This window comes from Kitasatospora sp. NPDC002522, assembly GCF_053595195.1.
The window spans coordinates 1-22,669 of the sequence record NZ_JBSFXE010000074.1 but is presented as its reverse complement, the minus strand read 5'-3'; the positions used below and the strand labels follow the sequence as shown (position 1 = coordinate 22,669).

26 protein-coding genes and 4 pseudogenes are annotated in these 22,669 nt (G+C 70.2%); 16 read left to right on the top strand and 14 right to left on the bottom strand.

The features are described 5' to 3' along the window. The first annotated feature begins 159 nt into the window (after positions 1 to 159). Positions 160 to 756 carry a TetR/AcrR family transcriptional regulator gene (locus tag ACWD4U_RS33730; RefSeq protein ID WP_363461561.1) on the top strand — a complete coding sequence of 199 codons (597 nt, stop codon included), beginning with the start codon at positions 160 to 162 and terminating at the stop codon, positions 754 to 756. A gap of 90 nt (positions 757 to 846) precedes the next feature. Here ACWD4U_RS33730 and ACWD4U_RS33725 read toward each other — a convergent pair whose 3' ends face one another. After that, a complete protein-coding gene (locus ACWD4U_RS33725) occupies positions 847 to 1,134 on the bottom strand; it encodes a tetratricopeptide repeat protein (RefSeq protein ID WP_363461559.1) in 288 nt (95 codons plus the stop codon). Between the two features lie 210 nt (positions 1,135 to 1,344). On the opposite strand from ACWD4U_RS33725, the gene ACWD4U_RS33720 reads away from it, so the two are divergent. Beyond that, complete coding sequence (locus tag ACWD4U_RS33720; protein ID WP_363461557.1) at positions 1,345 to 2,439, top strand: polyprenyl synthetase family protein; 1,095 nt, start codon at positions 1,345 to 1,347, stop codon at positions 2,437 to 2,439. A gap of 1 nt (position 2,440) precedes the next feature. On the opposite strand, the gene ACWD4U_RS33715 is transcribed toward ACWD4U_RS33720, so the two are convergent. Both ACWD4U_RS33715 and ACWD4U_RS33710 read right to left on the bottom strand, forming a co-directional pair. Then, the gene (locus ACWD4U_RS33715; protein ID WP_363461555.1) at positions 2,441 to 3,340 is read right to left on the bottom strand and encodes an NADP-dependent oxidoreductase; all 900 of its coding nucleotides are present in this window, start codon (positions 3,338 to 3,340) and stop codon (positions 2,441 to 2,443) included. A gap of 96 nt (positions 3,341 to 3,436) precedes the next feature. Continuing rightward, on the bottom strand, positions 3,437 to 4,315 hold the full coding sequence (locus tag ACWD4U_RS33710) for an NmrA/HSCARG family protein (RefSeq protein ID WP_363461567.1): 879 nt from the start codon (positions 4,313 to 4,315) through the stop codon (positions 3,437 to 3,439). A 208-nt stretch (positions 4,316 to 4,523) separates the two neighbouring features. Here ACWD4U_RS33710 and ACWD4U_RS33705 point away from each other — a divergent pair, with 208 nt between their 5' ends. Then, positions 4,524 to 5,309: an AraC family transcriptional regulator gene (locus ACWD4U_RS33705; protein WP_363461553.1), complete on the top strand. Its 786-nt coding sequence runs from the start codon at positions 4,524 to 4,526 to the stop codon at positions 5,307 to 5,309. Between the two features lie 156 nt (positions 5,310 to 5,465). Here the strand turns inward: ACWD4U_RS33705 and ACWD4U_RS33700 are convergent. Both ACWD4U_RS33700 and ACWD4U_RS33695 read right to left on the bottom strand, forming a co-directional pair. Then, positions 5,466 to 6,306 (bottom strand): annotated as a pseudogene (locus ACWD4U_RS33700) (transposase family protein). Positions 6,307 to 6,355: 49 nt separating this feature from the next. Then, a complete protein-coding gene (locus ACWD4U_RS33695) occupies positions 6,356 to 6,640 on the bottom strand; it encodes a hypothetical protein (protein ID WP_363461551.1) in 285 nt (94 codons plus the stop codon). A 489-nt stretch (positions 6,641 to 7,129) separates the two neighbouring features. Here ACWD4U_RS33695 and ACWD4U_RS33690 point away from each other — a divergent pair, with 489 nt between their 5' ends. Next, a complete protein-coding gene (locus tag ACWD4U_RS33690; protein WP_363461565.1) occupies positions 7,130 to 7,621 on the top strand; it encodes a DUF2975 domain-containing protein in 492 nt (163 codons plus the stop codon). Continuing rightward, on the top strand, positions 7,621 to 7,842 hold the full coding sequence (locus tag ACWD4U_RS33685; protein ID WP_363461549.1) for a helix-turn-helix domain-containing protein: 222 nt from the start codon (positions 7,621 to 7,623) through the stop codon (positions 7,840 to 7,842). Before ACWD4U_RS33690 ends, ACWD4U_RS33685 begins: the two co-directional genes overlap by 1 nt. Positions 7,843 to 8,041: 199 nt before the next feature. On the opposite strand, the gene ACWD4U_RS33680 is transcribed toward ACWD4U_RS33685, so the two are convergent. The 3 genes from ACWD4U_RS33680 to ACWD4U_RS33670 all read right to left on the bottom strand — a co-directional run bounded on the left by ACWD4U_RS33680 (position 8,042) and on the right by ACWD4U_RS33670 (position 10,550). Next, entirely contained in the window at positions 8,042 to 8,926 is an 885-nt protein-coding gene (locus ACWD4U_RS33680) for a DMT family transporter (protein WP_363461547.1), read from the bottom strand. A 108-nt stretch (positions 8,927 to 9,034) separates the two neighbouring features. After that, on the bottom strand, positions 9,035 to 9,880 hold the full coding sequence (locus ACWD4U_RS33675) for a fumarylacetoacetate hydrolase family protein (RefSeq protein WP_363461545.1): 846 nt from the start codon (positions 9,878 to 9,880) through the stop codon (positions 9,035 to 9,037). A gap of 25 nt (positions 9,881 to 9,905) precedes the next feature. Next, the gene (locus ACWD4U_RS33670) at positions 9,906 to 10,550 is read right to left on the bottom strand and encodes an MBL fold metallo-hydrolase (RefSeq protein WP_363461543.1); all 645 of its coding nucleotides are present in this window, start codon (positions 10,548 to 10,550) and stop codon (positions 9,906 to 9,908) included. Positions 10,551 to 10,718: 168 nt separating this feature from the next. Between ACWD4U_RS33670 and ACWD4U_RS33665 the strand changes: the two genes are divergently transcribed. Continuing rightward, positions 10,719 to 11,144, top strand: a complete 426-nt coding sequence (locus ACWD4U_RS33665; RefSeq protein WP_363461541.1) for a MarR family winged helix-turn-helix transcriptional regulator — start codon at positions 10,719 to 10,721, stop codon at positions 11,142 to 11,144. Positions 11,145 to 11,560: 416 nt separating this feature from the next. Here ACWD4U_RS33665 and ACWD4U_RS33660 read toward each other — a convergent pair whose 3' ends face one another. Beyond that, the gene (locus ACWD4U_RS33660) at positions 11,561 to 12,169 is read right to left on the bottom strand and encodes a TetR/AcrR family transcriptional regulator (RefSeq protein WP_363461539.1); all 609 of its coding nucleotides are present in this window, start codon (positions 12,167 to 12,169) and stop codon (positions 11,561 to 11,563) included. Positions 12,170 to 12,302: 133 nt separating this feature from the next. Here ACWD4U_RS33660 and ACWD4U_RS33655 point away from each other — a divergent pair, with 133 nt between their 5' ends. From ACWD4U_RS33655 to ACWD4U_RS33625, 7 genes and pseudogenes are all read left to right on the top strand, one after another. Beyond that, entirely contained in the window at positions 12,303 to 12,677 is a 375-nt protein-coding gene (locus tag ACWD4U_RS33655; RefSeq protein WP_449787396.1) for a DUF4345 domain-containing protein, read from the top strand. A gap of 235 nt (positions 12,678 to 12,912) precedes the next feature. Then, complete coding sequence (locus ACWD4U_RS33650; protein WP_363461535.1) at positions 12,913 to 13,557, top strand: dihydrofolate reductase family protein; 645 nt, start codon at positions 12,913 to 12,915, stop codon at positions 13,555 to 13,557. A 149-nt stretch (positions 13,558 to 13,706) separates the two neighbouring features. Next, complete coding sequence (locus ACWD4U_RS33645) at positions 13,707 to 13,889, top strand: hypothetical protein (RefSeq protein ID WP_363461533.1); 183 nt, start codon at positions 13,707 to 13,709, stop codon at positions 13,887 to 13,889. Between the two features lie 324 nt (positions 13,890 to 14,213). Further along, positions 14,214 to 15,299 carry an FUSC family protein gene (locus tag ACWD4U_RS33640; RefSeq protein WP_363461531.1) on the top strand — a complete coding sequence of 362 codons (1,086 nt, stop codon included), beginning with the start codon at positions 14,214 to 14,216 and terminating at the stop codon, positions 15,297 to 15,299. A 338-nt stretch (positions 15,300 to 15,637) separates the two neighbouring features. Further along, positions 15,638 to 16,229, top strand: a pseudogene (locus tag ACWD4U_RS33635) (MmyB family transcriptional regulator). Positions 16,230 to 16,505: 276 nt separating this feature from the next. Further along, a complete protein-coding gene (locus ACWD4U_RS33630; protein WP_363461529.1) occupies positions 16,506 to 16,727 on the top strand; it encodes a hypothetical protein in 222 nt (73 codons plus the stop codon). A 52-nt stretch (positions 16,728 to 16,779) separates the two neighbouring features. After that, positions 16,780 to 18,072: an SPFH domain-containing protein gene (locus tag ACWD4U_RS33625; protein WP_363461527.1), complete on the top strand. Its 1,293-nt coding sequence runs from the start codon at positions 16,780 to 16,782 to the stop codon at positions 18,070 to 18,072. Between the two features lie 155 nt (positions 18,073 to 18,227). Here the strand turns inward: ACWD4U_RS33625 and ACWD4U_RS33620 are convergent, their stop codons facing one another. Then, positions 18,228 to 18,824, bottom strand: a complete 597-nt coding sequence (locus ACWD4U_RS33620) for a TetR/AcrR family transcriptional regulator (protein ID WP_363461525.1) — start codon at positions 18,822 to 18,824, stop codon at positions 18,228 to 18,230. Between ACWD4U_RS33620 and ACWD4U_RS33615 the strand changes: the two genes are divergently transcribed. After that, entirely contained in the window at positions 18,786 to 19,250 is a 465-nt protein-coding gene (locus ACWD4U_RS33615; RefSeq protein WP_363461523.1) for a Rossmann-fold NAD(P)-binding domain-containing protein, read from the top strand. The genes ACWD4U_RS33620 and ACWD4U_RS33615 overlap by 39 nt on opposite strands. 126 nt (positions 19,251 to 19,376) lie before the next feature. Here the strand turns inward: ACWD4U_RS33615 and ACWD4U_RS33610 are convergent. The 3 genes and pseudogenes from ACWD4U_RS33610 to ACWD4U_RS33600 form a co-directional block, all read right to left on the bottom strand. Further along, positions 19,377 to 19,640, bottom strand: a pseudogene (locus tag ACWD4U_RS33610) (IS5/IS1182 family transposase); the annotation flags it as partial. A gap of 148 nt (positions 19,641 to 19,788) precedes the next feature. After that, on the bottom strand, positions 19,789 to 20,160 hold the full coding sequence (locus ACWD4U_RS33605; protein WP_363461521.1) for a nuclear transport factor 2 family protein: 372 nt from the start codon (positions 20,158 to 20,160) through the stop codon (positions 19,789 to 19,791). Positions 20,161 to 20,284: 124 nt separating this feature from the next. Next, entirely contained in the window at positions 20,285 to 20,707 is a 423-nt protein-coding gene (locus ACWD4U_RS33600) for a Dabb family protein (RefSeq protein ID WP_363461519.1), read from the bottom strand. A 104-nt stretch (positions 20,708 to 20,811) separates the two neighbouring features. Here ACWD4U_RS33600 and ACWD4U_RS33595 point away from each other — a divergent pair, with 104 nt between their 5' ends. Beyond that, entirely contained in the window at positions 20,812 to 21,450 is a 639-nt protein-coding gene (locus ACWD4U_RS33595) for a TetR/AcrR family transcriptional regulator (protein WP_363461517.1), read from the top strand. Between the two features lie 300 nt (positions 21,451 to 21,750). After that, positions 21,751 to 21,927: pseudogene (locus tag ACWD4U_RS33590) on the top strand (IS5/IS1182 family transposase); the annotation flags it as partial. A 2-nt stretch (positions 21,928 to 21,929) separates the two neighbouring features. Here the strand turns inward: ACWD4U_RS33590 and ACWD4U_RS33585 are convergent. Beyond that, positions 21,930 to 22,586, bottom strand: coding sequence for an SDR family NAD(P)-dependent oxidoreductase (locus ACWD4U_RS33585; RefSeq protein WP_363461563.1), 657 nt, complete (start codon positions 22,584 to 22,586; stop codon positions 21,930 to 21,932). Between the last annotated feature and the right edge of the window lie 83 nt (positions 22,587 to 22,669).

Sequence of the window (22,669 nt, the reverse complement as noted above, 5' to 3'; positions counted from 1 at the left end):
CCGCCGACAGGTCCCTAACCAGCGATGACCGCAGTTCTCAATCAGTGGTCGGAGCGTCCCGGAGGACCGGGCGGCCATTCCTTCCGAGCCCTCGATGGCAACGCGCCATCAGCCATACCCGGTCCTCCCGGACCGCCTCACATTCTTAGGGAAAGCGTGATGACCGCCGAGAGCCCCAGTGGGACGGCGTCGACCCGTAGCAAGCGGGCCGACGCGCAACGCAACCAGCGGGCCGTACTCACCGCCGCCGCCGAGGTGTTCGTCACCTCCGGCGTCGACGCGCCGATCCGCCAGATCGCGGCCAGGGCCGGCGTCGGGATGGCCACGATCTACCGCCACTTCCCGACCCGGGCGGATCTCGTCACCGCCGTCTACCATCACCAGATCGAGGAATGCGCCGAGGCGGGCCCGCGCCTGCTGGCCGGCACCGACTCCCCGTTCGACGCCCTGCGCCGGTGGGTCGACCTCTTCGTCGACTTCCTCGTCACCAAGCACGGACTCGCCGACGCCCTGCAGTCCGACAGCGAGCGCTTCGCCGCCCTGCACACCTACTTCATCGACCGCCTGCTGCCGGTAAGCGCCCAACTGATCGACGCCGCGGCCGACGCCGGCGCCATCAAGCCCGGCGTCCAGCCCTACGAACTGATGCGCGCCATCGGCAACCTCTGCATCGGACGCGACAGCGACCCGCGCTATGACCCCCGGCGCATGATCGCCCTCCTCCTCGACGGGCTGCGGAGTCCTCAATCGGTCTGACGCCCCGGGGCGGGGACGCGACTGCGCCTTGGGTGTGGCGGTCCGCCCGGAGGACAAGCACGGACGTCAGAGGGCTGGTCGTTGGTCGCCCTACTGGTGGGCGGCGGCGAGGGCAGCACGCGCGGCGCGGGTGTCGGGGTGATGGCTCCCCAGCACCCGCTCCCTGTCGGCGACCACCCGTTCCAACAGGTCGATCATCTCCGTCGTACGACCCGCCTGCCGGTAGGAGGCGGCCAGGTTCGCGCGGGCGGTGAGGGTGTCGGGGTGCTGGTCGCCGAGGACGGCCTCGCGGTCGACGACCACTCGCTCCTCGATCGCGATCCCCTCCGCAAGACGCCCCCGCCCGCACGTAGGAGGCGGCCAGGTTGCCACGGGCATTGAGGGTGTGCATCGTGAATCTGCAGGTCACGGGTCTGGTGTGAGTGACGATTCGGGTACTCGTGCCGGTCGGCGGCTGATGACTATGCCGTAGATCATCGGGCAGGTCCGGTTCCGGCGGTCTGCCGGGTTCGGCTGCGCCCGTGACCGACCCCCGCCTACGATCCGTCAGCAGGGCGGCACGCCATGAGACCGCGGGAGGCTGCGGAGATGCAGGAGCGGCAGTGGACCACCGCTCGCCGGAGCGAACTGGGCGCCCTCGCAGAGCAGTTGACCAAGCAGCTGCAGGAGGTGCAGGTCGAGCGGGAGGAACTGGCGATCGCGGAGCGGGTGTTGAACCGTCTGGCCGAGCAGGCCCAGGCCGATGTCGAGGCAGTCGCTCCGGTATCGGCGCAGGTGGCCGGGCGGGCGGTTCTGCGCGCTGAACTCGCGTTCGACCTCCTCCAGGGTCAGCCCGCGGGACTCGGCATTGGCAGCGAGCGCCTTGGTCCCGGTGTCGCTACTGGTGGCTCCGGGGTGTACAACGGTGACGTTCACGCCGCGTGGGCCCAGTTCGTCGGCGAGGTTCTTGGTCAGCGCGGCAACGGCGACGTTGCGTACCGAGCTGGTTACCGAGCCAGTACGCCGCGCGGCGATGCCGCCGACGTGACCGCGACCGCGACGGCGCTGGAGTTCGCCGCGCTGCACGAACGGCTGCACGCGGACCTCATGGCTCACGCGCGCAAGCCGGGTATCCGCGAGGAATTCGGCGAGGACAGGGTCGTGCCGGCCGCCGACGCGCTCCTCTGCCTCGCCTTCGCGCGGCTCGCCAAGCCAGGGGTGATGGTCCTCAACGCCACCCTGTTGTCTGTTGTGGACGGATATATCCAGGAGATCGGGATGGCCGAACGGGATGACGTGGACCTGGCGGGGTACCTCGGGGTCGCGGCGGCGAAGCACAGCGCGCTGACGGCGGCGGCGTGCGAGCTCGGCGCGCCGGCCGCGGGTGCGAGCAGGAACCAGGCGGATCACTCGCGGCGGTTCGGCGACGACATCGGCCTGGCCCGCCAGCACGTGGACGACGTGCTGGCGCTGCACGACGACTTGGTGGGCGGCTGCCGCGGCCTTCCCCTCGTGGCCGCGGCGGCCGGGGCCGGGGACGGGCGGACGTGGTGCGAGCAGCAGGCGGAACTGCTGCTCGCCCGCGGTCTCCGCCACCTGCTGCAGGCAGGACCGGTGGAGGCGGACGAGCTGGCCGGGTTCGCCAGGACCGTGACGACCGGCCGGAGCGCTGCCGTCGTGCTTCCCCAGCCGGCCGGGGACTGAGCTACGGCCGCAGGACGAGCTTCCCGGCGGTGTGACCGCTCGCGCTCAGCTCCTGCGCCTTCGCGGCGTCCTCCAGCGGAAGGCTCTGCGCGATGCGCACCGTGAGCTTGCCGTCGGCTGCGAGGCGGGCGTACTCGCCGAGGCGGGAACCGAACGGGGCGCCGGGGCCGGAGAAGGTGACGCCCAGCTCGGCGGCCTTCGGATCGGCGATGGTGATGATCCGGTCGGTGCCGCCGCGCAGGTCGATCGACACCTCCAGGTCGCCCGCCCCCGCGGCGTCGTACACGGCGTCGATGCCCCGCGGTGCGGCCTCGCGGACCCGGTCGGCGAGGCCGGCGCCGTAGGCGACCGGGATCGCGCCCAGCGAGCGCAGGTAGTCGTGGTTGCCGGGGGAGGCGGTGCCGATGACCGTGGCGCCGCGGGCGACCGCGAGCTGAACACCGACGGCGCCGGCCACACCCGCGGCTCCGTGCAGCAGGAGCGTGTCGCCTTCCCCGACGCCGAGGGCGTCGAGCACGCGGACCGAGGTCTCGACGGCGACGGGCAGTGCCGCGGCGAGGTCCCAGTCGAGGTCCGCGGGCTTCGGGCCGAAGTCGACGGCCAGCGCGTGCTCGGCGTACGCGCCGGTGACGGTCCAGCCCAGGACCTCGTCACCCACCGCGACGCCGGTCACGTCTTCGCCGACCTCGTCGACGACGCCGGCCGCCTCCACGCCGGGGATCACCGGGAACGGCGGCGCCATCTGCGGCCTCCGCCCGCTGCGGATCTTGGAGTCGAGCGGGTTGACCCCTGCCGCCACGACCTTCAGCCGCACCTGCCCGGGTCCGGCGTGCGGCTCGCCGACCTCTTCGAGGCGGAGGACTTCCGGGCCGCCGAACTCGGTGTAGGTGATCGCCTTCATGTCCTGCTCCAGTGCTCGTCGCTCTAGGTGAAAGATCAACTTGGCCGGGACCGGCGGCGGCCGCACCGGCACTTCGACTAGTTCCGGCTCGGAGGCTCAGGAGCCAGCCACGTTTGTGGGCGCGGTCCAGCCGGTGGATCGGATCCACTCGGCCAGGTCGAGGGTGGCCGGCTCGATCGCCCGCACCACCGCAAGATCCGACGGGTGTTCCGCCGCCTTCGCGAACTGGCGGAACATCGCCCTGTCGAGGTCGCTGGGAAGCACGCTCAACGGGAGGGCCTCGTAACGTGCCGGGAGCCCGGCGCGCGCGCCGAACGCCGCGGCGATCTGAGGGCCCGTCAGCTCATCGCCGACGAGCTCGACGGCTCTGCCGGGTGCCTCCGCAGTGTCGAGCAGGAGCGCGGCGGCGACCCGGCCGACGTCCCTGACCGAGATCATCTTCAGGGCGACGTCCTCCGGCAGCGGCAGCCTCAGCACGATCTCTCCGTGCTCCAGGCTCGGTGCCATCTCCTCCATGAAGGGGGTCGGGCGAACCATCGCGGCCCTGAGGCCGGACTTTTTCAGGTGCTCCTCGATCGAGTGCTTCGAGTCATGGTGCGGCACACCCCGCTCCCGGTCCGCGCCGAAGACCGAGTTGAACACGACGTGCGGGACGCGTGCCGCGACCGCCGCGTCGACGAGCGCGGTGCCGATGCGGATCTCCGTCTCGACCTCTTCGAGGTTGTTCGCCTCCGGGGTCAGGAAGTAGAACGCCTTGACCGCCGTCAGCGCGGCGGCCAACGACGCCGGGTCGTCGGTCCGGATGGCCGCCAGCTCGACGCCGCGGGCGGCCAGCGCCTGAGCCCGGTCGGATTGCGGGTTGCGGACCAGGGCCCGCACCGGGGCCTTGTGGTCCAGCAGCGCGTCGACCACCGCCCCGCCCTGTCGCCCCGTCGCGCCGAAGACTGCGATCGTTCCGGTCGTCTGTGTGCTCATCGCTGCCACCCTTCACTCAGGGCGTGAGCAAGGTGAGCACGAGTCCGGTGTTGACCTCGGCGGTGGGGGGAGGACGACGCGGGCGCGGCGTCCTCGAGCTTGATCTGTTGTGACATGTCTCCACGATGCGTCTGCGGCGCCCAGGCGCACCACCGGTATCGCGCCAGGTTCTTCCGATAACCCGCCAGTGTCGGGTAGCCTCCATCGCGTGTCCGACCCCAGCGGCGAGCCGAGCTTCTGCACCGACGATGCGCCGTTGTCGGCGCCGCTGGCCCATGGCGCCGACGTGGCCGCGCACTTCCACGACTATGGCCAGCTCCGCTACGCCGCGCGTGGGGCCCTGGTCACAGCGACCCAGGTGGGCACGTGGGTGGCGCCGGCCAGTCGGATCATGTGGGTGCCGCCCTTCGCGGTGCACAGCAGCAAGGCGTACGGCGAGACGGACATCCGGGTGCTGTCGCTGCCCGTGACGCTGACCGGACAGCTGCCGGCCGAGCCGTCGGTTTTCGTGGCGAGCGCGTTGCTGCGCGAGGCCTATCTGGCGCTGATGAGCGAGGGCGAGCCGCTGGAGAGCCCCCGTGCGCGGCTGCTGATCGACGTCGTACTCGCCGAGCTCGCCCGCGCCGCACAGGAGCCGCTGCGCCTCCCGGAGCCGAGCGACCGGCGACTCAAGGCGGTCACCGACCTGCTTCACATGGACCCAGCAAGCCCGGCGACCCTGGCCGAGCTGGGCCACCGCACGGGCGCCAGCGAACGCACCCTGAGCCGACTGTTCGGCAGCGAGCTGTCGATGAGCTTCCGCCAGTGGCGCACCCTGCTGCGCATTCAACGGGCGCTGATCGAGCTCAGCGACGGCGCCTCGGTCACCGACACGGCGATCCGGCTGGGCTGGTCGAACCCCAGCAGCTTCATCGACGCCTTCACCGAGCTGGTCGGTCAGACACCGGGGGGCTATCGCTCGTCGGCTCGGTCCTCCCGCAGCTCCCATGGGTGAGAGGTTGGCGGGGTAGCCGTAGTTCCTGGCGGAACATCGGTGGCAGCCCAATGAGCACGGTGCATCGTAAGAACTGCACGTCAGATGGTCTGGTGTGCGTAGGCGTCGGGAGGCTCGGGCAGGTCCGGAGCGGTAGTCCACCGACAAGGTCGTCCGTCAGCGGGCGACTTCCCGGTTCGTCAGCACCATCAGGGCCCGCACCAGCGCAGTCGCCCACCTGGGATCCGTGCGGACCTTGCCGAGGACACGCCAGTTCTTGAGATGGGCGAAGCCGTGCTCGACCGGGGCCCGCACCGCGGCCGGTGCCTTGTTGGACAGCTTCTGACCACGGGTCAGGGGTCGGTTGCGGGCGGCCTTGTAGCCAGTGATCACTGCCGGGTCGGCGTCCGGACCGGCATCGTCGAGTCCGACGAACCCCAGGTCGGCGATGGCGCCGAGGCCGGCCGCCCGCAGGTGAGCGGTGAGTTTGTCGTGTCGGCAGGCGGTGATCTCCGAGGCGCGTCCGGGCCGCACCGCGGAGACCCATACCAGTCGGCCGCGGTCGTCGGTGAGAGCGATCACGAGCAGGCCGTGGCATTTGTGCTTGCCCGAATAGTTCTTCCGGTTCTCGGTCCCGGTGCGCCTCCGGGTGCGTATCAGAGAGCCGTCCAGCAGCACCACCCCGCCACCCTTTCGGGCGAGCTTCCTCAGCGCGCGGTCCAGACGCGGGGCGCGGGCGGCCAGCAGACCGACGACTTCCCACACCCAGCGGGTGACGGTGGTGCGGTGCACCCCGTTCCCGCCGGCCAGATCGCCGGGCCGCTGGTCACAGCGCAGGACCGCCGGCACGATCCCCGCGATCCTTCCCGCGGGCCGGGCCCGCCACCGCGAGCCGATCTTCTTCAGGTGGCCGCGTATCAGGTCGGCGAGATAGTGCAGGGTGGCGCTCGACAGCCGGCAGGCGGGCAGTGCAGACAAGGCCGTCAGGGCCCTCGGTGAGACCGTTGTTTTTCTTCACACCAAACTCAACTGCCGCCGGGGACCCGCCAGTTACGCCCCCAGTCCGGCTATGGACGTGCGATGAACCACCCGTCAGGGCGTTTGTGCAGCCAGCCGCGATCGGCGAGCTTGGTCATCTTCGCCCGCAGCGGCTCCAGCCTGCCGCGCACCGAAGTCTCCAGGCCCAGCCGCTCGCCGACCGCCCTGACCTGCACCGGGCCGTCGGCCTCCCGCACGATCGCCAGGATCCTGCGGTAGTCGCCGGGCAGCGCGCCCTCATCGGCCGCGTCGCTGCGGTGCGGGAACCGCCCGCCCGGCCACCTGCGCCGATACCGGAGCGACTGCCTCGACATCGGCCTGGGCCTGCTCGGCCAGACGGTTCAACACCCGCTCCGCGATCGCGGCTCCTCCCGCTCGACCTGCACCTCCTGCAGCTGCTTGGTCAACTGCTCGGCGAGGGCGTCCCCGGAGACATGCACACCCGACCCTGCGGCGCGGGCAGGCCCACCTGGACCGGCCCCGCCTCGCCCCTCCAGCTCTCCAGCGTCCACCCGCGCCCCCACCACCCCTGACGGACCGTCAACCATCTGCCCCCAGCCCGCAGCGTAGTGACCGATGCCCTGCAGGCACAGCCCGGAGGCCGAGCACGGAACCAGACTGACCATCCCCGGCTCGCATCCCCGCCCGAGCCCCACCGCTGGCCCATATCCGGCGCATCCCGCGCGCGTCACCAGGGGTCGCGGGAGGCGAGGGCGGCGCCGTGGTGCCGTTCACCGGCCCAGCCTTGCCCGACCTATCGACATTCGATAGATTCCCATCGCTTCTCGATGGAGGGATGGGTCATGGGAAAACTGGCAGTGCGCGCGCTGCGCGCCGTGCTCGCGGTGGTGCTCACCGGCAGCGTGCTGGTGCAGGTATTGATGGTGTGGACGTTGGTGAGCGGGAGCGACCCGGAGGACGGGTCCGTGCCGCTGACCGCGTTCCGGGTGATCACGGTGCTGGGCATCGGGGCGGCCCAGACCGCGCTGGTCTGCGTGTGGCGGCTGGTCACGATGGTGCGACGCGGCACCGTGTTCTCCCACGCCAGCTTCCGGTACGTGGACGTCATCATCGGCGCGATCGTCGCGGTCGCCCTCCTGTGGTTCGCGGTCGCGGCCGTGAACGCACCCGGCCAGCGCGACGATCCGGGCGTCACGCTCATCATGGGCGGGATCGGTCTGGCCATTCCGGGCGTCGCGCTCATCGTGCTCGTGCTGCGGATGCTGCTCGCCCAGGCCGTCGCCCGCGACGTCGAAGCGGCGCAGATGCAGGCCGAGTTGGACGAGGTGATCTGATGCCGATCGCCGTCGACATCGACGTGATGCTGGCCAGGCGGAAGATGTCCGTGGGTGAACTCGCCGAGCGCGTGGGGATCACGCCCGCCAACCTGGCGGTGCTCAAGAACGGCCGCGCCAAGGCGGTGCGCTTCGCGACGCTCGCCGCGCTCTGCGAGGTCCTCGCATGCCAGCCGGGCGACCTGCTCCGCTGGGAGGCCGAGGACACGGCGGCCGACTGAACCGCGCCCGCCGACGCGTCACCGCCGCTCCCACGGTCCACGACGCGTCCAGGCCCGGTTCGGTTACGGCCGGCACTACCGCACGAGCCTGACGATGCGACAGCTCGCGCCTCTGTTCAGGATCTCGACGGCGACGTTGGGCGCGGGCGGCGCAGCAGGAGCGATTCGGCTGGTCGGCCGGGGTTGCGGCGGCAGCGGGTCAGGATCGGCGGGACACCGCCACGCCGGCGAGGCACAGGGCGCCGCCGAGGAGCGTCAGCCACCCGGGGACCTCGCCGAGCGCTGTCCAGGCCATCAGCACGACCAGCGCGGGGACCGCGTACGTGGTGGCGCCCATGCGCCCGGCCGTGGTCCGTGCCAGTGCGTACGCCCAGGTGGAGAAGGCCAGCGCGGTCGGGAACAGGCCCAGGTAGACCATGTCGAGCGTGGCCGCCAGCGGGGCGGACCCCAGCTGCGACACCAGCTGAGGCGTGAACGGCAGACAGGCCACCGTCCCGATCAGACAGCCGAAGGCGGTGACTTGGAGCGGCGACGCGTGCCGCAGGGCCGGCTTCTGACTCACCACGCCGGCCGCGTAGGTCACGGCGGCCAGCAGACAGAGCGCGACCCCCAGGATCGAGCTGCCGCCCCCGCCGGACATCGAGAGGCCGACCACCACCGCACCGGCGAGCGACACCGCCATCCCGGCCAGCAACTTCCGGGGAAAGCCTTCCTTCAGCAGCCAGCCGCCGAGCAGGGCGATCAGCAGCGGTCCGATGTTGACGAGCATGGCGGCCGTGCCGGCATCCACCTGCCGCTCACCCCAGTTGAGGGCGACCATGTACACCCCGAACCACAGGACGCCCGAGACGACGATCCCGGGCCAGGCGGCCCGCGGCGGCACGCCCTCGCGCCGCAACAGCAGCAGGCCGAGCAGCGCGACACTCCCCGTGAGCAGTCGGCCGAGTGCCAGCGCACCCGGCCCGTAGTGGCTCGAGGCGCTTCGGATGGCGACGAACGCGGAGGCCCACAGCAGCACGGAGGTGACGACAGCGGCGACGGCTCTGCTGTCCGGACGGGCAGCATCGGTGACAGAGGTGTCCATTCGGGCAAGCTACGCGATCACGGCGTGCGACCGACAGCGGTTATCGGCCTTCACGTTCGCGACCGGGACCGGCGGCGCAGGCGAGCCGGCCCTCCGACCATCACAGACTCATCGCTGTCCGCCTTCCCGCCAGACGGCCCGTGTGTCCGGCAGGGGGTCTGCGGCGGTGGGGTTGATCGCGGCTCCCAGGCCTTCGATGGCGGTGACCAGGTGCCGGCCCGGGGTGAGGGACCTGCCCGCTCGGGCCGTCTTGCCGGGGGTACCGGTGAGGATGACGTCGCCGGGCTCGAGAGTGAGGAAGGTGCTGCAGTAGGCGAGCAGCTCCGCAGGCGTGAACAGCAGGTCGCCGGTGGAGCCGCGTTGCCACTCGACGCCGTCGACGGTGAAGGTGACGGTGAGGTCGCGGGCGTCGTCGACTTCCTCAGGGGTGACCAGCACGGGTCCGAGCGGTGTGGAGCGATCGAGGACTTTGCCCTGGAGTGCTTCTGTGGTGCGGTGCTGCCAGTCCCGCAGCGACAGGTCGTTGGCGACGCAGTAGCCCGCGATGGCGTGGTTCGCGTCCTCCACGCCGGCGCGGCGGAGTCGCTGCCCGACGATGACGGCCAGTTCCGCTTCGCCGTCGATGTGGTCGCTGATGCGAGGCAGTGCGATCGTGTCGCGGGGCCCGGTCAGCGTGGAGGGGAACTTGGCGAAGAACGTCGGGTAGGTGGGAGTGGGGCGTCCCAACTCCTCGATGTGGCTTCGGTAGTTCAGGCCGGTGCACAGAATGTGCGCGGGAGCCCGCGAGATACAGGCGTAATCGGCGGTGCGGGCATCCGTTTCGCCGATGTCCGTCAAGCGGTCGCGGCGCAGGTAGGCGTCTACGGCGTCGCTCGCGTCGACCAGGATGGCACGGTCGCCTTCGATCCGGGCCGCGGTGAGGGTGTTACCGGTGCGGATGGTCGCGAAGCGCATGCCCGCTCCCCTGGGGTCCGGGGTCCTACAGCTGGACGCCGCTGCCGGGCTCGAGGCGGTCGATCGGGATGCCGGTCAGGCCCGTCTCGCCGAGGAGGTTCGCGGTGGACTGCTGGCCGAGGTCGCTGAGCATGAGTTCGTGGATCTGGATGATGCGCTCGGGCTTGACGGCCCGGACGTAGTCGGCGGCTTCACCGAGCTTCGTCCAGGGGCCGCTGGTCGGCAGCAAGAGGGTGCGCACAGGACCGTCGGGCACGAAGTAGGCGTCGCCGGGGTGGTAGACGGCTCCGTCGTCGAGCAGGTAGCCGACGTTGTCGGGGCACGGGATGTCGGCGTGGATCAGCGCGTGGCGGTGACCGTGGACGGTGGCGGTGAGGGAACCGACGCCGAAGCTGTCTCCCGCGGCGACGGCGTGAACACGCCCGCCGTGACCGCCGAGGGCGGCCGCGACACCGGCTGTGCCGTAGACCTGCAGCTCCGGCTGGGCTTCGAGCGCAGCCGTGACGAGCTTCTCGTCGAAGTGGTCGAAGTGTTCGTGGGTGATCAGGACGGCGTGAGCCCGGGTGACGGCCTCCGCCGCATCCGGGGTGAAGACGCCGGGGTCGATGACCAGGCGGGTGTCGCCCTTCTCGAGCGTGACGCAGGCATGGGCGTGCTTGGTGAGCTTCACAGGAAGACCTCTCGGACTCGAAGAATATCTACAGCCAAACTGTACACTGTGGCTGTAGATATTTCGCAGCCCCTCACGCCGGACCCAGCCCCGACACCCCCCACCCGGCACGCCAACTACCCACCCAAGGTGTACAATTTAGTGATAAATATGGGGAGAGTGCGGACTGTGGACGACAACCAATTGGCGGAAGATCTCCGCCAGACCATCGGCCAGCTCGTACGCACCGTGCGCACCGCCGACACGATGCCTCCCGGCGAGGCCGCCGTCCTGGGATACCTGGACCGCAACGGCCCGCTGACCACCGCCGACATCGCACAACAACGGGGCGTCAGCCACCAGTCGGCCGCCAAGGCGGTCAAGGAACTCCTCAGCCAGGGCCTCGTGCACGCCGAGGCCCACCCCAGCGACGGGCGCAAGCTCCTGCTCAACCTCACGCCGACGGGAAGCCACCGCCTGGCCGAGGAACGCCGAAGGCGCGCAGCCTGGCTCGGCACCGCGATCAACGACGCCCTCAACCCCGAAGAACGGGACACGCTCGCAGCGGCGCTTCCCCTCCTGTCACGCCTGACCGCACACCTGAAGGCCAAGTAGGTCCGAACGGAACGCCGACCCCATCCCACCGGGGCACCGGGCGCGACCCCGCAGCCATCCGTGCCGCTGGCGGCGCAGCTTGCTGGCGCAGCCGGGGTACGATCCGTGCTCGCCGATCGGCACGGCCGGACCGATGAACTCCCACTCGGCGTCGGTCAGTTACGCCCGCGACACGCGACACGATCTACCGGATCAGGCGCGACCCCGGCGGCGAGATCCAGGTCGATCACAACCGGATACGCATCGTACGAGGCCAGCCGGCACCGGGCGGAGGCACAGGAGGAGCCGCCTGAATGCGCCTGCTTCGACTTTCCGTCACTCACACTCAGATGTCGCCCAGGCGCCGGTAGATGTGCGGTCCGGTAGGAGCGGGAGAGGACGCACTCGCCCTCGGGTCAGGGGCGGGGGCGACGGACTCAGTGGGGCCATTCGGGGGCGGGGTCCTCGTCGAGGAGGGGCCTGATGGCTCCGAGTACCGCGCCGATGCCGACGTTGCGCAGTTCGGTGCGGGTGCAGGTCTGCTCGGTCAACCAGTCGACGCACAGCACTTGAACGAACACCAGCCAGCTCTTCAGCACGCCCGACACGGCGCGCCGGGTGCTGTCGTCGGCGTGCGGGAGTACTCCGAGCAGTCGCTCGCGCAGGGCGTCGAGTTCGTCGGCGATGATCGTCTGGATCACGCGGTCCCCCGCCAGCACCCGGTTCGCCGCCAGCACGGTGTTGCGGTTCTCCGCGAAGTACTCGATGTGGGCATCCAGTCCCTCGACGAGCTGTTCGACCAGCGTGTCGGCGGGGTCGAAGCGGGTTCTGGCGAGCAGCTGCTCGGCGGCCTGCCGGTAGAGGGCGGCGAAGAGGTCGTGCTTGCTGGGGAAGTGCCGGTACAGCAGTGCGCGGGAGACCCCGGCGTGCTCGGCCACGTGCTCCATGAGCACGTCGTCGTACGGGTGCGCGGCGAACAATTGCGCGGCGACGGCGAGGAGTTGGGCGCGGCGTTCGTCGGGGCTGAGCCGTTGTCGGGGAGGCACGGAGGCCATGCTACTTGACACATGTCTACTAGCCGGTCGTAACCTGGTGGCGCTCATAGTTGACACACGTCTACTAACGAGGGTGGGGATCGCCTTGACCAAGGCCAAAGCGCTGCGGGGACTCGTCCTGGCCATGGGGTACGCCAACGTGGCGATCGGACTCTTCCACGTGCTGCTCGGGAACGCCGCGACCCCCGGCGCCCGCTCGGCCGGGCCGACCGTCGACAGCCTCGAGCGGTTCCTCGGTGCGATCTTCGCCGGATACGGCCTCGCCTGGATCTGGGCCGCCCGACAGTCGCCGATCCCCGCGACAGCGGTGCGCTGGTTGGCCTGCGTGTTCCTGCTCGGAGCAATCGGTCGACTGCTGTCGCTCGCTGTCCACGGGTGGCCGCACTGGTTCCAGGTGGTCCTGACCGCCATCGAGCTGGCCCTGCCGCCACTCTTCCTCTGGCTGGCGGACGCCGAGGAGGCCGCGCTCCGGCCCGCTGACGGCCACGCCGGACGGTAGGCGGCAGGCCGTCCCGGAGCGGGCGGGCCTGCGACGAGGAACCGTTGCTGCTCAGCCTCGGCCGCAGCGGTCCCGTCGCCAACCGGAGGCCGTGGGTGCGGGCGGGCCGCGGCACCGCGGAAAGTGCGCCGAGCGCGTCGGCACCCGCGTTGTCCGTGGCACGTGGCACGCTGACGGCAGCTCAGGCGCCGCTCGCGAACCGGGTGGCTCACACATTCACGAGGACGGACCACCAATGTCTCGGGTCAGGGTGCACAACTTCGCCATTTCGCTCGACGGGTTCGCCACCGGAGAGGGGCAGACCGAGGATGCACCCTTCGGGCACGCGGGGATGCGGCTGCACGAATGGGCGTTCCGGACCAGGACGTACCGTGCCATGCGCGGCCAGAGCGGCGGCGACGCCGGCGTGGACGAGGCGTTCGCGCAGGCCTCCGAGCCCGGCATCGGCGTGGAGATCATGGGGCGGAACAAGTTCGGCCCGCAGCGCGGTCCGTGGGCGGACGAGGAGTGGAAGGGCTGGTGGGGTGCGAACCCGCCGTTCCACACGCCGGTCTTCGTCCTCACCCACCACCCGCGCCCCTCCCTGGAGATGGACGGCGGCACCACCTTCCACTTCATCAACGCCTCGCCCGAGGAGGCCCTGCAGCAAGCCCGCGCAGCCGCCGGCGGCCTGGACGTCCGCATCGGCGGCGGCCCCACCGTCGTCCGCGAGTTCCTCGCCCACGACTTGATCGACCACCTGCACGTCGTCGTGGTCCCCATCCTGCTCGGCCGCGGCGAACGGCTCTGGGACGGAATGGAAGGGCTGGAACAGCGCTTCAGCTCGGTGGAGTCGGTCTCGTCACCCTCCGGCGTCACACACGTGACCTTCCAACGCTAGGAACCGTCCAGCCGGTAACGTGAGCCGCCAGACCTCCCTTCTCCCGAGATCCGCCTGAGACCCCGCGGCGACAACGAGCCTGCGGGCGGGCCCCATGGTCGGCGCGGGCCACGGCCGCCCGGGTAGACCTCGGGATCGCAGGCGGGCTGATGAGCGTCTACACCGGCGTCCTGTATCTCACACACCCCGGGCTCGCCGCGCTGCAGCTGCTCCTGGCCGTCCTCATTCCCATGACCCGTTCAACGGGCGTCCAGGATGGAGACATGACCCCGGGAGAGCTTTCTGTTGGTGCCTCCAACTGGCTGTTGCTCTATCAATCTCAGTGGTCGTGAGTTCGAGGTCGTCAACTCGGTCAGGTGATCTTCTGGCCGGCCAAGTATGAGAGTGGGGCCTCCTGCTCAGCTCGTGGGTGTCGAATCCAGTCGAGCAACAGGAGGCCCCTGGTGCTGCGGTCTTCCGTGTCCCGGCCTGTGGCACGGAACCCGCGGTGTCGGCTGCGCTCTGCATCGGCGAAGGCACGGCGAGTCGCTTCGCGGCGGTCTCCGGAGCACCAGACAATACGGGTTCAGAGCGACATCTTCGGCAGCAGGCAGACGAGGGCGGCCATGAGCAGCGCAACTGAACGAGGCGGCCAACCGGTTCACCGGGAGAAGGCGATGAGTTGGCTGTCGAAGGTGTTCGAGCTCAACCGCGCGGGCGTGAACTGGCGGCGAGCGGTGGTGTTCCTGGACGTCGGACTGGTGCCGCTGATCGTCTTCTGGGCGATCGGGCATGAGGAGTACCTGTTCAGCGCCCTGTTCGGCATGCTGTTCGCGTCGCTGGCCGACCCGGGTGGCAGGTTCGGGTACCGCGCGTCGCACAACGCCGTCTTCGCACTGATCGGCGCCGGGATCACTGCGCTGGCGTTCGGGATCGGGGGCGAGGCCTGGGGATGGCTGGCACTCGCGGCCTTCGTGGTCACACTGGTGGCCGGCCTCGCCCTCACCTTCGGCGTGCACAGGTTCGTCAGTGCCATGCTGCTCAACGTCTGGTTCATCGTCGCCGTCGGGCTCGCGTTCAACCTCCACCACGCCGCCCGCATCACCAACTACACCTGGGCCCAGGTGCTGGCCTGGGCGGGCGGGGCGGCACTGTGGATTCTGATGACGTTCATCGAGTGGCTGATCCGCGGCCGCCAGGACCTGCCCCAGCCGTTCGTCGAGATCCCCGGAGACACCTCGCACAAGAAGCTGACCCCTCCGATCATCGTGTTCGTGCTGCTCCGCGCCCTGGTCATCGGCGGCGCCGTCGCCCTCGCGTTCGGGCTGGACCTGCAGTACGGCTACTGGATCCCGATCGCGGCCATCATCGCGATGAAGCCGAATCTGGAGCAGAGCACCCTCGTCTCCGCCCAGCGCCTTTCGGGTGCGTTCATCGGCGCCATCGCAGCCGCGCTGCTGCTCCTGCTGCCCGCCGGTGAGACCGGCCTCCGGTTTTTCGCGATGACGCGCGGACTGGAAGTCGTCGCGCTCGTCCTCTTCGTGCACGCCGTCGGGATCCGCTTCCTGAACTACGCCCTCTACTCCGCCGCCATCGCCGCCGGCGCGCTCATCCTGACCGACCTTCCGCAGCCCTCCCACTACGCCGCCGAGGGCTACCGGGTGCTGTGGACCGTGTGCGGCGCCGGAATCAGCCTGCTCGTCCTGCTGCTGGCCGGCCTGCTCGCCAAACGCACCGCCAAGCGGCCGCAACGATCGGCCTGAGCGCGTTAGCCTGCGCGTTTCATCTGGGTTGCGTCCGGCCGTGAGTTCGAGTCTGCCGACTCGGCCGGGTGATCTTCTGGTCGGCTGGGCATGGAAGTGGAGCCTCCCGCACAGCTCCTGGGTGTCGAATCCAACCGAGCAACAGGAGAGGCCCCTGATGCCGCAGTCTTCCGTCTCTGCGACGTTGCCGTCCAACTCCGTCCCTCTGTCACGTGATTGCCTCGCTCACCGGTTCGGGAACACCGGGGGCCGGCCGCACAGGCGTCCGAGGTACCCCTCGGACATGAGCGACGCGGAGTGGGCCGTCGTGCGCGACGCGATGCCCCTGCCCGCCTGGCTTGAAGGCCGCGGCGGACAGCCGGAGGGCTACTGCCACCGGCAACTGGCACCTGCACGACCTCGCCCGGGCCGCGAACCCCTCGCCGAGCCGGCGCCGCACCCGCCCCGCACCGGAATCGGTCCGGCCCTCCCTGCAGCGCTTCCTCGACGCGATCACCGCGGCACCCGCGTGGATCGTCGACCAGCGAGGCGACATCCTCGCCACCAACCCCCTAGCCCGCGCGCTGCTCGCCCCGCTGCTCGAGGACCCCGACGCCCGCGGCAACAGCGCGCGGTTCATCTTCCTCAGCCCCGCCGCGCGCACCTTCTACCAGCAGCCGCTGGTCCGCCCACGACGTCCGCCTGCACCGCACCGGAGCCAGGCACATCCACCACCCCGGCGTCGGCGACCTCGAATTCGTCTACGAGGGCGTCGAACTGCCCGACCACCCCGGATGGATGCTCTACGCCTACACCAGCAAGCCGGGCTCCCCCACCGAGGAGCGGATCGAGCTCCTCGGCAGCCTCGCCGCCACAGCTGCGCCTGACGGTTCCGTACGGTCGGCGCCCCGCTCGGCACCGTCCTCGTCACAATCGCCGACGGAGCCCTGACCTCTCTTGGCGAGGGCCCGGTCGCACCCTCGGTGTCGGCCGGGCTGACCCCCTCAGTCGTGGGCACGCATCAGGCGGGCTCCCACGAGAAACGCCTCGGGGCTGCGTCCGGCGTACCGTGGGAGGGGCCGGGCAGTTGGCGCTGCACGGGGTGCTCGCAGACATCCCGGCGAAGGACTCGACCGGGGGCCCGGTGCCTCCTGGAGGGGGTGCCGCCCATGGCCGTTCGTGTTCCGGCCGCCCACTGCGCTGTCGTCCCGCACGGCACGAGGTCTCATGTACGCGGCTGACGACTCCCGCCAGAGCCCGGTCGGAGCCGTCGGACGGGTGACGGTGCCGATCCCGGCGGACGGGCCGGGCGAGGTACTGGTCGGCCTGCGCGGCGGGTCGGAGGCGTTCGCGGCCTGGTCCGCCGGGCCCATCGCGGTCAACACCCGGGTGGTCGTGACCGACACGATCTCCGCCCGGTCGGTGATCGTCGAGCCGCTGCCGCCGTGAACCCGGCGGCCCCCGCGGCCCTGTCGATCTGTTGCAGGTCAGGTGGTTCGTCATGTTGTTCTGGCACGTTCCCGCGCCCAACGAGGCCATGCTCATCTCCGGTTCCAAGCGGCAGTCGCAGGACACCCAGTTCCGGATCGTCACGGGCCACGGAAGCTTCGTCCTTCCCGTCAAGCAGAAGGTCCGGATGCTGTCCCTGGCCCTGCAGGAGTCCGAGATCGCGGAGGACTGCGTCACCCAGCAGGGAATCCGGCTCACCGTCCGCGCGGTCTGCGTCTTCAAGGTCGGCGACGACGCCGTGTCGATCGCCAACGCCGCCCGGCGCTTCCTGTCCGAGCAGAACCAGATGCAGGAACTGGTCGGCCGGATCTTCGCGGGCCACCTGCGCTCCATCATCGGCGGGCTGACCGTGGAACAGATCATCAGGGAGCGCAGCCGCGTCGCCCAGGAGGTGATGGCGGGCAGCCACGGCGAGATGGAGAAGCTCGGCATAGTCGTCGACGCCCTGCAGATCCAGGAGATCGAGGACGCCACCGGCTACATCAACAACCTCGCCGCGCCGCACGCGGCAGCGGTGGCCAGCCAGGCCCGGATCGCCCAGGCCAAGGCCGACCAGGAGGCGACCGAACGGGAGCAGCAGGCCGCTGCGCTCAAGGCCGAGTACGAGCGGGACACCGCCATCAAGCGGGCCGGCTTCCTCGCGGAGACCGAGCAGTCCAGGGCCCGCGCCGCGCAGGCCGGGCCGCTGGCCGAGGCACGGGCCACCCAGGAGGTCATCGAGGAGCAGACCGCCCTCGCGCAGCGCAACGCGGCGCTCACGGCGCAGCGGCTGGAGGCGGAGGTGCGGCGCCCCGCCGACGCCGAGGCCTACCGGAAGCGGACGCTCGCCGAGGCGGACCGTGACCGCGCGAAGTTCGAGGCCGACGCCGGCGCCTACACCGAACGGACGCTGGCTCAGGCCCAGGCAGACGCCAATGCCGCCCGCGCTGCGTCCCTGCGGGAAGGCAACCAGGAGCTGATCGCGGCCAACCGGATCGTGGAGAACCTGCCCGCGCTCGCCGACGCGGCGGCCCGGGGCATGGCGGGCGCCGATCTGACCGTCCTGAACGGCACCGACGGGGTGAACCAGATCGCGGCCGGCATCGCCGGCCAGGGGCTGGCCATCCTGCGCTCCCTCCAGCACTCCGCGACGCCCACGGCGACGTCAGCGATCTCAACGACCTCGGCGGGTGAGGTGCCCGGCGCACCGGCAGCCGACCCGAACGTCAACGGCCGCCCCACACCCCGGCTCCCCGACCGCAGCGGACCCTCCCCCGCGACACCCGTTGACGACAGCTCGCAGTGAGCCGGCCCGGCTGAGCTCGGTCAGTGCGGCCGAGTCGAAGGTCAAACACAGCCGGCGGCTCGTCGGGTCGGCGCGCGCTGCGGGATCGCGCGGCTGTGAGCAACACAGCCGTGCCGCGACGCCCTCGCGATGATCGGTGACCGCGGTCGGGGCGATCAGGTCTCGGACTGTGCCCTCGTTGGTGGGGCGGTTGCGGAGAGGGCGCGCAGATCGTCGAAGGCTTGGTGGAGATGCGCGTCCAGGCTCCGCGAAGGGTCGTCGATCCAGGCTTGGGCCGCGTGGTGGAAGGCGGCCCAGCCGGTCTGAGCGGCCAGGCCGGCCAGCCGGTCGGCGACACCGCGCTGCCGTAGCGCCTCCGCCACGGCTTCGGTGAGCGACGCGGCCTTGGCCAGGTCCCGTTCGCGGAGTGCGGGTGTCACCGCGATGATCGCCAGCCGCGGTTCTGAGAACGGACGGTTGTCCTCGAGGATCCGTCCGGCTCTCCGGAAGGCGTACAGCAGTGTCTCCAGCGGCTGGAGACCCTCGGGCGCGTCGGCCACCTCCCGCATCAGCGCGGCGCGCAGGTCGGCTTCGCCGTCGAAGAGCACCTCGCGCTTGTCGGGGAAGTGCCGGAAGAACGTGCGTTCGTTGACGCCCGCCCGGGCGGCGATCTCGGGATCGCCGCCTTCCGCATCGCAGGTGAGCGGGCCTGCCTGGACTTCGCCGCCCGGGGAGTGCGCGCGAGTGTGGTCCGCCTCGCCCCCACCGTCCACGGTCCCGAGGACCGCGGTTTCATCCCCATGCTCATCGCCACCGCGCGGAAGACCGGCGTGTCGGCCTACGTGGGCGACGGCGCCAACCGCTGGCCCGCGGTGCACCGGCTCGACGCGGCGGTCCTGTTCCGCCTGGCACTGGAGCAGGCGCCCTCAGGCAGCGTGCTGCACGGAGTGGCCGAAAGCGGCGTCACCTTCAAGAGCATCGCGGAGACCATCGCCCGGGGTCTGGCGCTGCCCACGGTCTCGCTGACTCCCGAGGAAGCCGCCACGCACTTCGTCAGCCCGTTCATGGCCACCGCCTACGGATTCGACGGTCCCGCCTCCAGCTCGCACACCCAGGCGTCGCTCGGCTGGTCGCCCACCCACCCGACCCTGCTCGAAGACCTGGAACACGGCGACTACCTCGCCGCGCCGAACTCCTGACCCCTCTGGGGAGACCGGCATCGCAGCGCACACCCGGCATGCCAACGTCCGCCCGCACCCCCAGCACCCCTGACGGACCGTCAACCATCTGCCCGCAGCCCGCAGCCCGCAGCCCAGTACCGCCCCATCGCGGACCCCGCCGCGGTCGCACTCGACCAGCGTGCCGTCCAAGGCCAGGTGGTTCAGGCCCTTCTCCCGGCACTCGGCGAGGACCTGGTGCAGATCCAGGGCCTGTTCGGCGAGGACGTCGATGCCCTCGTGCAGGTGGCGGTGGCTGGTGGCCTGCGAGATGCCGGCGTCGCCGGCCAACTAGCGCACGCCCGTCGCGGAACCAGCGCAGCACCAGGGCGGCCAGACGGAACGAGCCCCAAGTCCGTGACCTCTTCGGCGTGCCGATATACGTGCCCAACGTGAAGCCCCCGGTGACCAGGCGTCCTGTGAGAGAGGCCTGTCCTACCAGGGGCTTCACGTCTGTCAGCGGCCGCCCTTCGCACCTCGGCGGGGACCAGGCCATTTCGTTGAGAGAACCTCAGTCAGCTCATCCGTTGACGGTGACCGCGACAGGGCTGAGATAGAAGCGTGTCCAGTCGATGCGTCCGTCGCGGGTCGTCATGATGACTGGCCCGCGCATGACGGCCTGGGTGCCGTCCGGGGCTGTGCCGACCATCTCCCATTCCGACCACAGTTCGGCATCGGCCGTGGCGCGGCGCAGAACCTCGGCCCGGATATCGGGCAGCCGACCGAAGATGGCGGTCCAGTTCATCAGCACCCGGTCATTCCCGGTGAAACCGTCCTGCGGCCGATGCGGGGTCTCGGACCGATAGTCGGAGGTGAAGCAGTCAGCGACCTGGTGAGGGTCGTGAGAGTTGATCGCGTCCTTCAGCCGGTCGATCGGGTTGTTCTTGTTCATCGCGAGCTCCTGGTTCCGCGGGCTGTAGCGGGCTGCAGCGCGCTGGGCGCGGTCTGAATGTGCGCTCTACACCTGGCACCTCGTCAGGGGTGCGGCCGTGGAACGCCCGGCAGGATTTCGCCGCTCAGGAGGACGGGGTCGTTGCGTCTTCGCCGCCGGGCCTGGTGAAAGAGGCGGCCTGTGCCACGAGTGCGGCGATCTCGGGGTGTTCGGCGAAGTGGCGGGCCTGCACCTGCTCGATCTTTGCCTTGATCTCGGGGTCGGCGGAGTCCGTGATGTCGAAGGCCTCGAACCGCGCGAGGTAGCCGATGCCCTCGAGTTCGAGGCGGACGTGCGCGGGATGGTTCAGGTACTCGTGGTAGCCGTCGAGGTCTTCGATCACGAACACGGCTCCGTAGTCGAAGCCCCCAGTGGGGTGCGGGCCGACCACGTACGACTTCACGGCGGGACAGGTCTCGCCAACCTCGCGCAGCAGGTCGAGGCAGGCCTTGAGCTGCTCCTCGCTCAGGTCGGGCTTGGGCGTCAAGCGGTTGATGTGGAAGATCATGGCCTTCTCCTCAAAACTCGGTACGGTACCGTCTCGTCTTGGCTTATTCCTAGCACGGCTCTTGCCCGAGACGCAACGGTTCCGTCTCGGGTATCGTGAAGCCGATGACCTCACCGCTGAAGCCCGGCGAGGGCGGTGCCCGCCGCGGTCGGCGCGGGCCCCGCCTCGATGACCGCACCACTACCGCGATTCAGACGGCCTTCTTCGAAGAGCTGGCTGCAGTCGGCTACGGCCGCCTGTCGGTGGACTCGATCGTGAAGCGCGCGGCGGTCAGTAAGGCCGCCGTCTATCGAAGGTGGCCGAGCAAGGCCGACATGGTGGCCGCGATGATCGCGGAAGTCGCAACGAGCACAGTCGAGATGCCGGACACCGGGTCCCTGCGCGGCGACCTGGTGGCATTCCTCACCGCCACCTACGACGGCATGCGTCACCCGCTGGCCGCCCGCATCATTCCCGCGATCCTTTCCGAAGCGGGCAGAGACGACGCTCTTGCGGCGACCCTTCGCGAGACGGTCGAGGCTCCGCGCCGCGCCCAGGCCGAGCGCGTGCTACGCCGGGCGATCGAGCGTGCCGAGCTCCCGGCCGACTGCGACCTGGATCTCGCGCTCGACCATATGATCGGCACGCTCTACTTTCGTGTGCTCGTGCGGCGGCAGGAGCTGGACCGTCCCGCGATCCAGCGTCTGGCCGGTGGAACGGTCGCCGCGCTGGCAGCGACGCGCCTCCCTCGATCCTCCGCCTGATCGGCGCGGACCCTCGGTGTCAGGAGATGTGCCGCTGCCGAGAAGCACCTGCCCGGCCGGCTACGCCCCTGCTCCAACGCCAAGTTCCGGCTGTTCCTCCTCGACCGCAGCCGCAACGAGCGAGGCCCCGAGCTGTTGATCGAGATGTCTGCCGTCTCAACCACGCCGCTCGGAGCCTCGTTCGCCATCCACCCCGCCGCACTCGACCTGCCCCATGCGCCCGTGGAGTCGGTCGCCAGTCGTTCCTCACTCACCCCGCACAGTCATCCACCTGCTCGCCGAGGCCTGCGCACCGCGCCCTCCCGTGCGCCGGGTTTGCAGCAGGTCCTGCGCGAGGTCGGTGCGGAGTTCGTCCTGCTGGACGGCACCCTCGCCGAGTGCGACCGGGTCAGCGAGGGCCGCGCGGGCTACTCGCACAGGCATCGGCGGCATGGAGTGACCGTAAGGGCGGTTATCGATCCGGACGGGCAACTGCTGTGCTACCAGGGCACTTCGCCGTTCTCGTCCTGAAATGTTCCTGTCGGACCGTCAGCATCGAGGGTGGCAAGACGCACGACGACCCTGGCGCTCTCCTCCGGCGTCCTTCCGATCCCGAATGCCGCGGTCATGTCGGTCGCGGTGGTGCCGGGCTCGACTGCATTGAAATTGATGCCCGGTTGGGACTTGGCGTACTGGATTGTCAGCATGGTGGCCGCGGACTTGGACGCGGAGTAGAGCGCCAACGGCAAGTTGAACTCGGGTCGCTCCGGATTGGTCACTGCCCAGAAGGATCCGGCGCTGCTGGAAACGGTGACCACCGTGGGGTTCGAAGACTTGCGAAGCAGAGGAAGTGCCGCTTCGGTGACACGCACGATTCCCACCGCGTTGGTGTCGAAGGCCCGGAGTGCCGTGGGACCGTCGGTGATTCCATGCCCCAGGATGCCCGCATTGTTCACCAGGACGTCGAGTCGGCCCTCGGCCGAGTCGATGGCCGCCAGAGCACTGCTCACTGATGCGTCGTCGGTCACGTCAAGCTGGACGAATCGTGCGCCAAGCGCCGCCGCGGCATTCTCGCCTCGCTCGACGTCACGAGCGCCGATGTAGACGACGTGACCCAACGCAAGGAGCTGTCTGGCTGCCTCGAAGGGTCTGTCCAGTGAACGGTGTAACTCGGTTGGGTTGAGTTAGCGGCGGCCGACGGAGAGTCGGCCGTCGAAGGCGATCTCGAAGGCGTTGAGTG

Bases quoted from the DNA above. Each gene is read 5' to 3' on its own strand.
- ACWD4U_RS33715 (WP_363461555.1), bottom strand. From the start codon at position 3,340: ATGAAGGCGATCACCTACACCGAGTTCGGCGGCCCGGAAGTCCTCCGC.
- ACWD4U_RS33595 (WP_363461517.1), top strand. From the start codon at position 20,812: ATGACCTCACCGCTGAAGCCCGGCGAGGGCGGTGCCCGCCGCGGTCGG.
- ACWD4U_RS33600 (WP_363461519.1), bottom strand. From the start codon at position 20,707: ATGATCTTCCACATCAACCGCTTGACGCCCAAGCCCGACCTGAGCGAG.
- ACWD4U_RS33625 (WP_363461527.1), top strand. From the start codon at position 16,780: ATGTTGTTCTGGCACGTTCCCGCGCCCAACGAGGCCATGCTCATCTCC.
- ACWD4U_RS33720 (WP_363461557.1), top strand. From the start codon at position 1,345: ATGCAGGAGCGGCAGTGGACCACCGCTCGCCGGAGCGAACTGGGCGCC.
- ACWD4U_RS33655 (WP_449787396.1), top strand. From the start codon at position 12,303: ATGGGGTACGCCAACGTGGCGATCGGACTCTTCCACGTGCTGCTCGGG.
- ACWD4U_RS33675 (WP_363461545.1), bottom strand. From the start codon at position 9,880: ATGCGCTTCGCGACCATCCGCACCGGTAACACCCTCACCGCGGCCCGG.
- ACWD4U_RS33645 (WP_363461533.1), top strand. From the start codon at position 13,707: ATGAGCGTCTACACCGGCGTCCTGTATCTCACACACCCCGGGCTCGCC.
- ACWD4U_RS33695 (WP_363461551.1), bottom strand. From the start codon at position 6,640: ATGTCGAGGCAGTCGCTCCGGTATCGGCGCAGGTGGCCGGGCGGGCGG.
- ACWD4U_RS33725 (WP_363461559.1), bottom strand. From the start codon at position 1,134: ATGCCCGTGGCAACCTGGCCGCCTCCTACGTGCGGGCGGGGGCGTCTT.
- ACWD4U_RS33710 (WP_363461567.1), bottom strand. From the start codon at position 4,315: ATGAGCACACAGACGACCGGAACGATCGCAGTCTTCGGCGCGACGGGG.
- ACWD4U_RS33730 (WP_363461561.1), top strand. From the start codon at position 160: ATGACCGCCGAGAGCCCCAGTGGGACGGCGTCGACCCGTAGCAAGCGG.
- ACWD4U_RS33640 (WP_363461531.1), top strand. From the start codon at position 14,214: ATGAGTTGGCTGTCGAAGGTGTTCGAGCTCAACCGCGCGGGCGTGAAC.
- ACWD4U_RS33680 (WP_363461547.1), bottom strand. From the start codon at position 8,926: ATGGACACCTCTGTCACCGATGCTGCCCGTCCGGACAGCAGAGCCGTC.
- ACWD4U_RS33650 (WP_363461535.1), top strand. From the start codon at position 12,913: ATGTCTCGGGTCAGGGTGCACAACTTCGCCATTTCGCTCGACGGGTTC.
- ACWD4U_RS33690 (WP_363461565.1), top strand. From the start codon at position 7,130: ATGGGAAAACTGGCAGTGCGCGCGCTGCGCGCCGTGCTCGCGGTGGTG.
- ACWD4U_RS33685 (WP_363461549.1), top strand. From the start codon at position 7,621: ATGCCGATCGCCGTCGACATCGACGTGATGCTGGCCAGGCGGAAGATG.
- ACWD4U_RS33605 (WP_363461521.1), bottom strand. From the start codon at position 20,160: ATGAACAAGAACAACCCGATCGACCGGCTGAAGGACGCGATCAACTCT.
- ACWD4U_RS33630 (WP_363461529.1), top strand. From the start codon at position 16,506: ATGTACGCGGCTGACGACTCCCGCCAGAGCCCGGTCGGAGCCGTCGGA.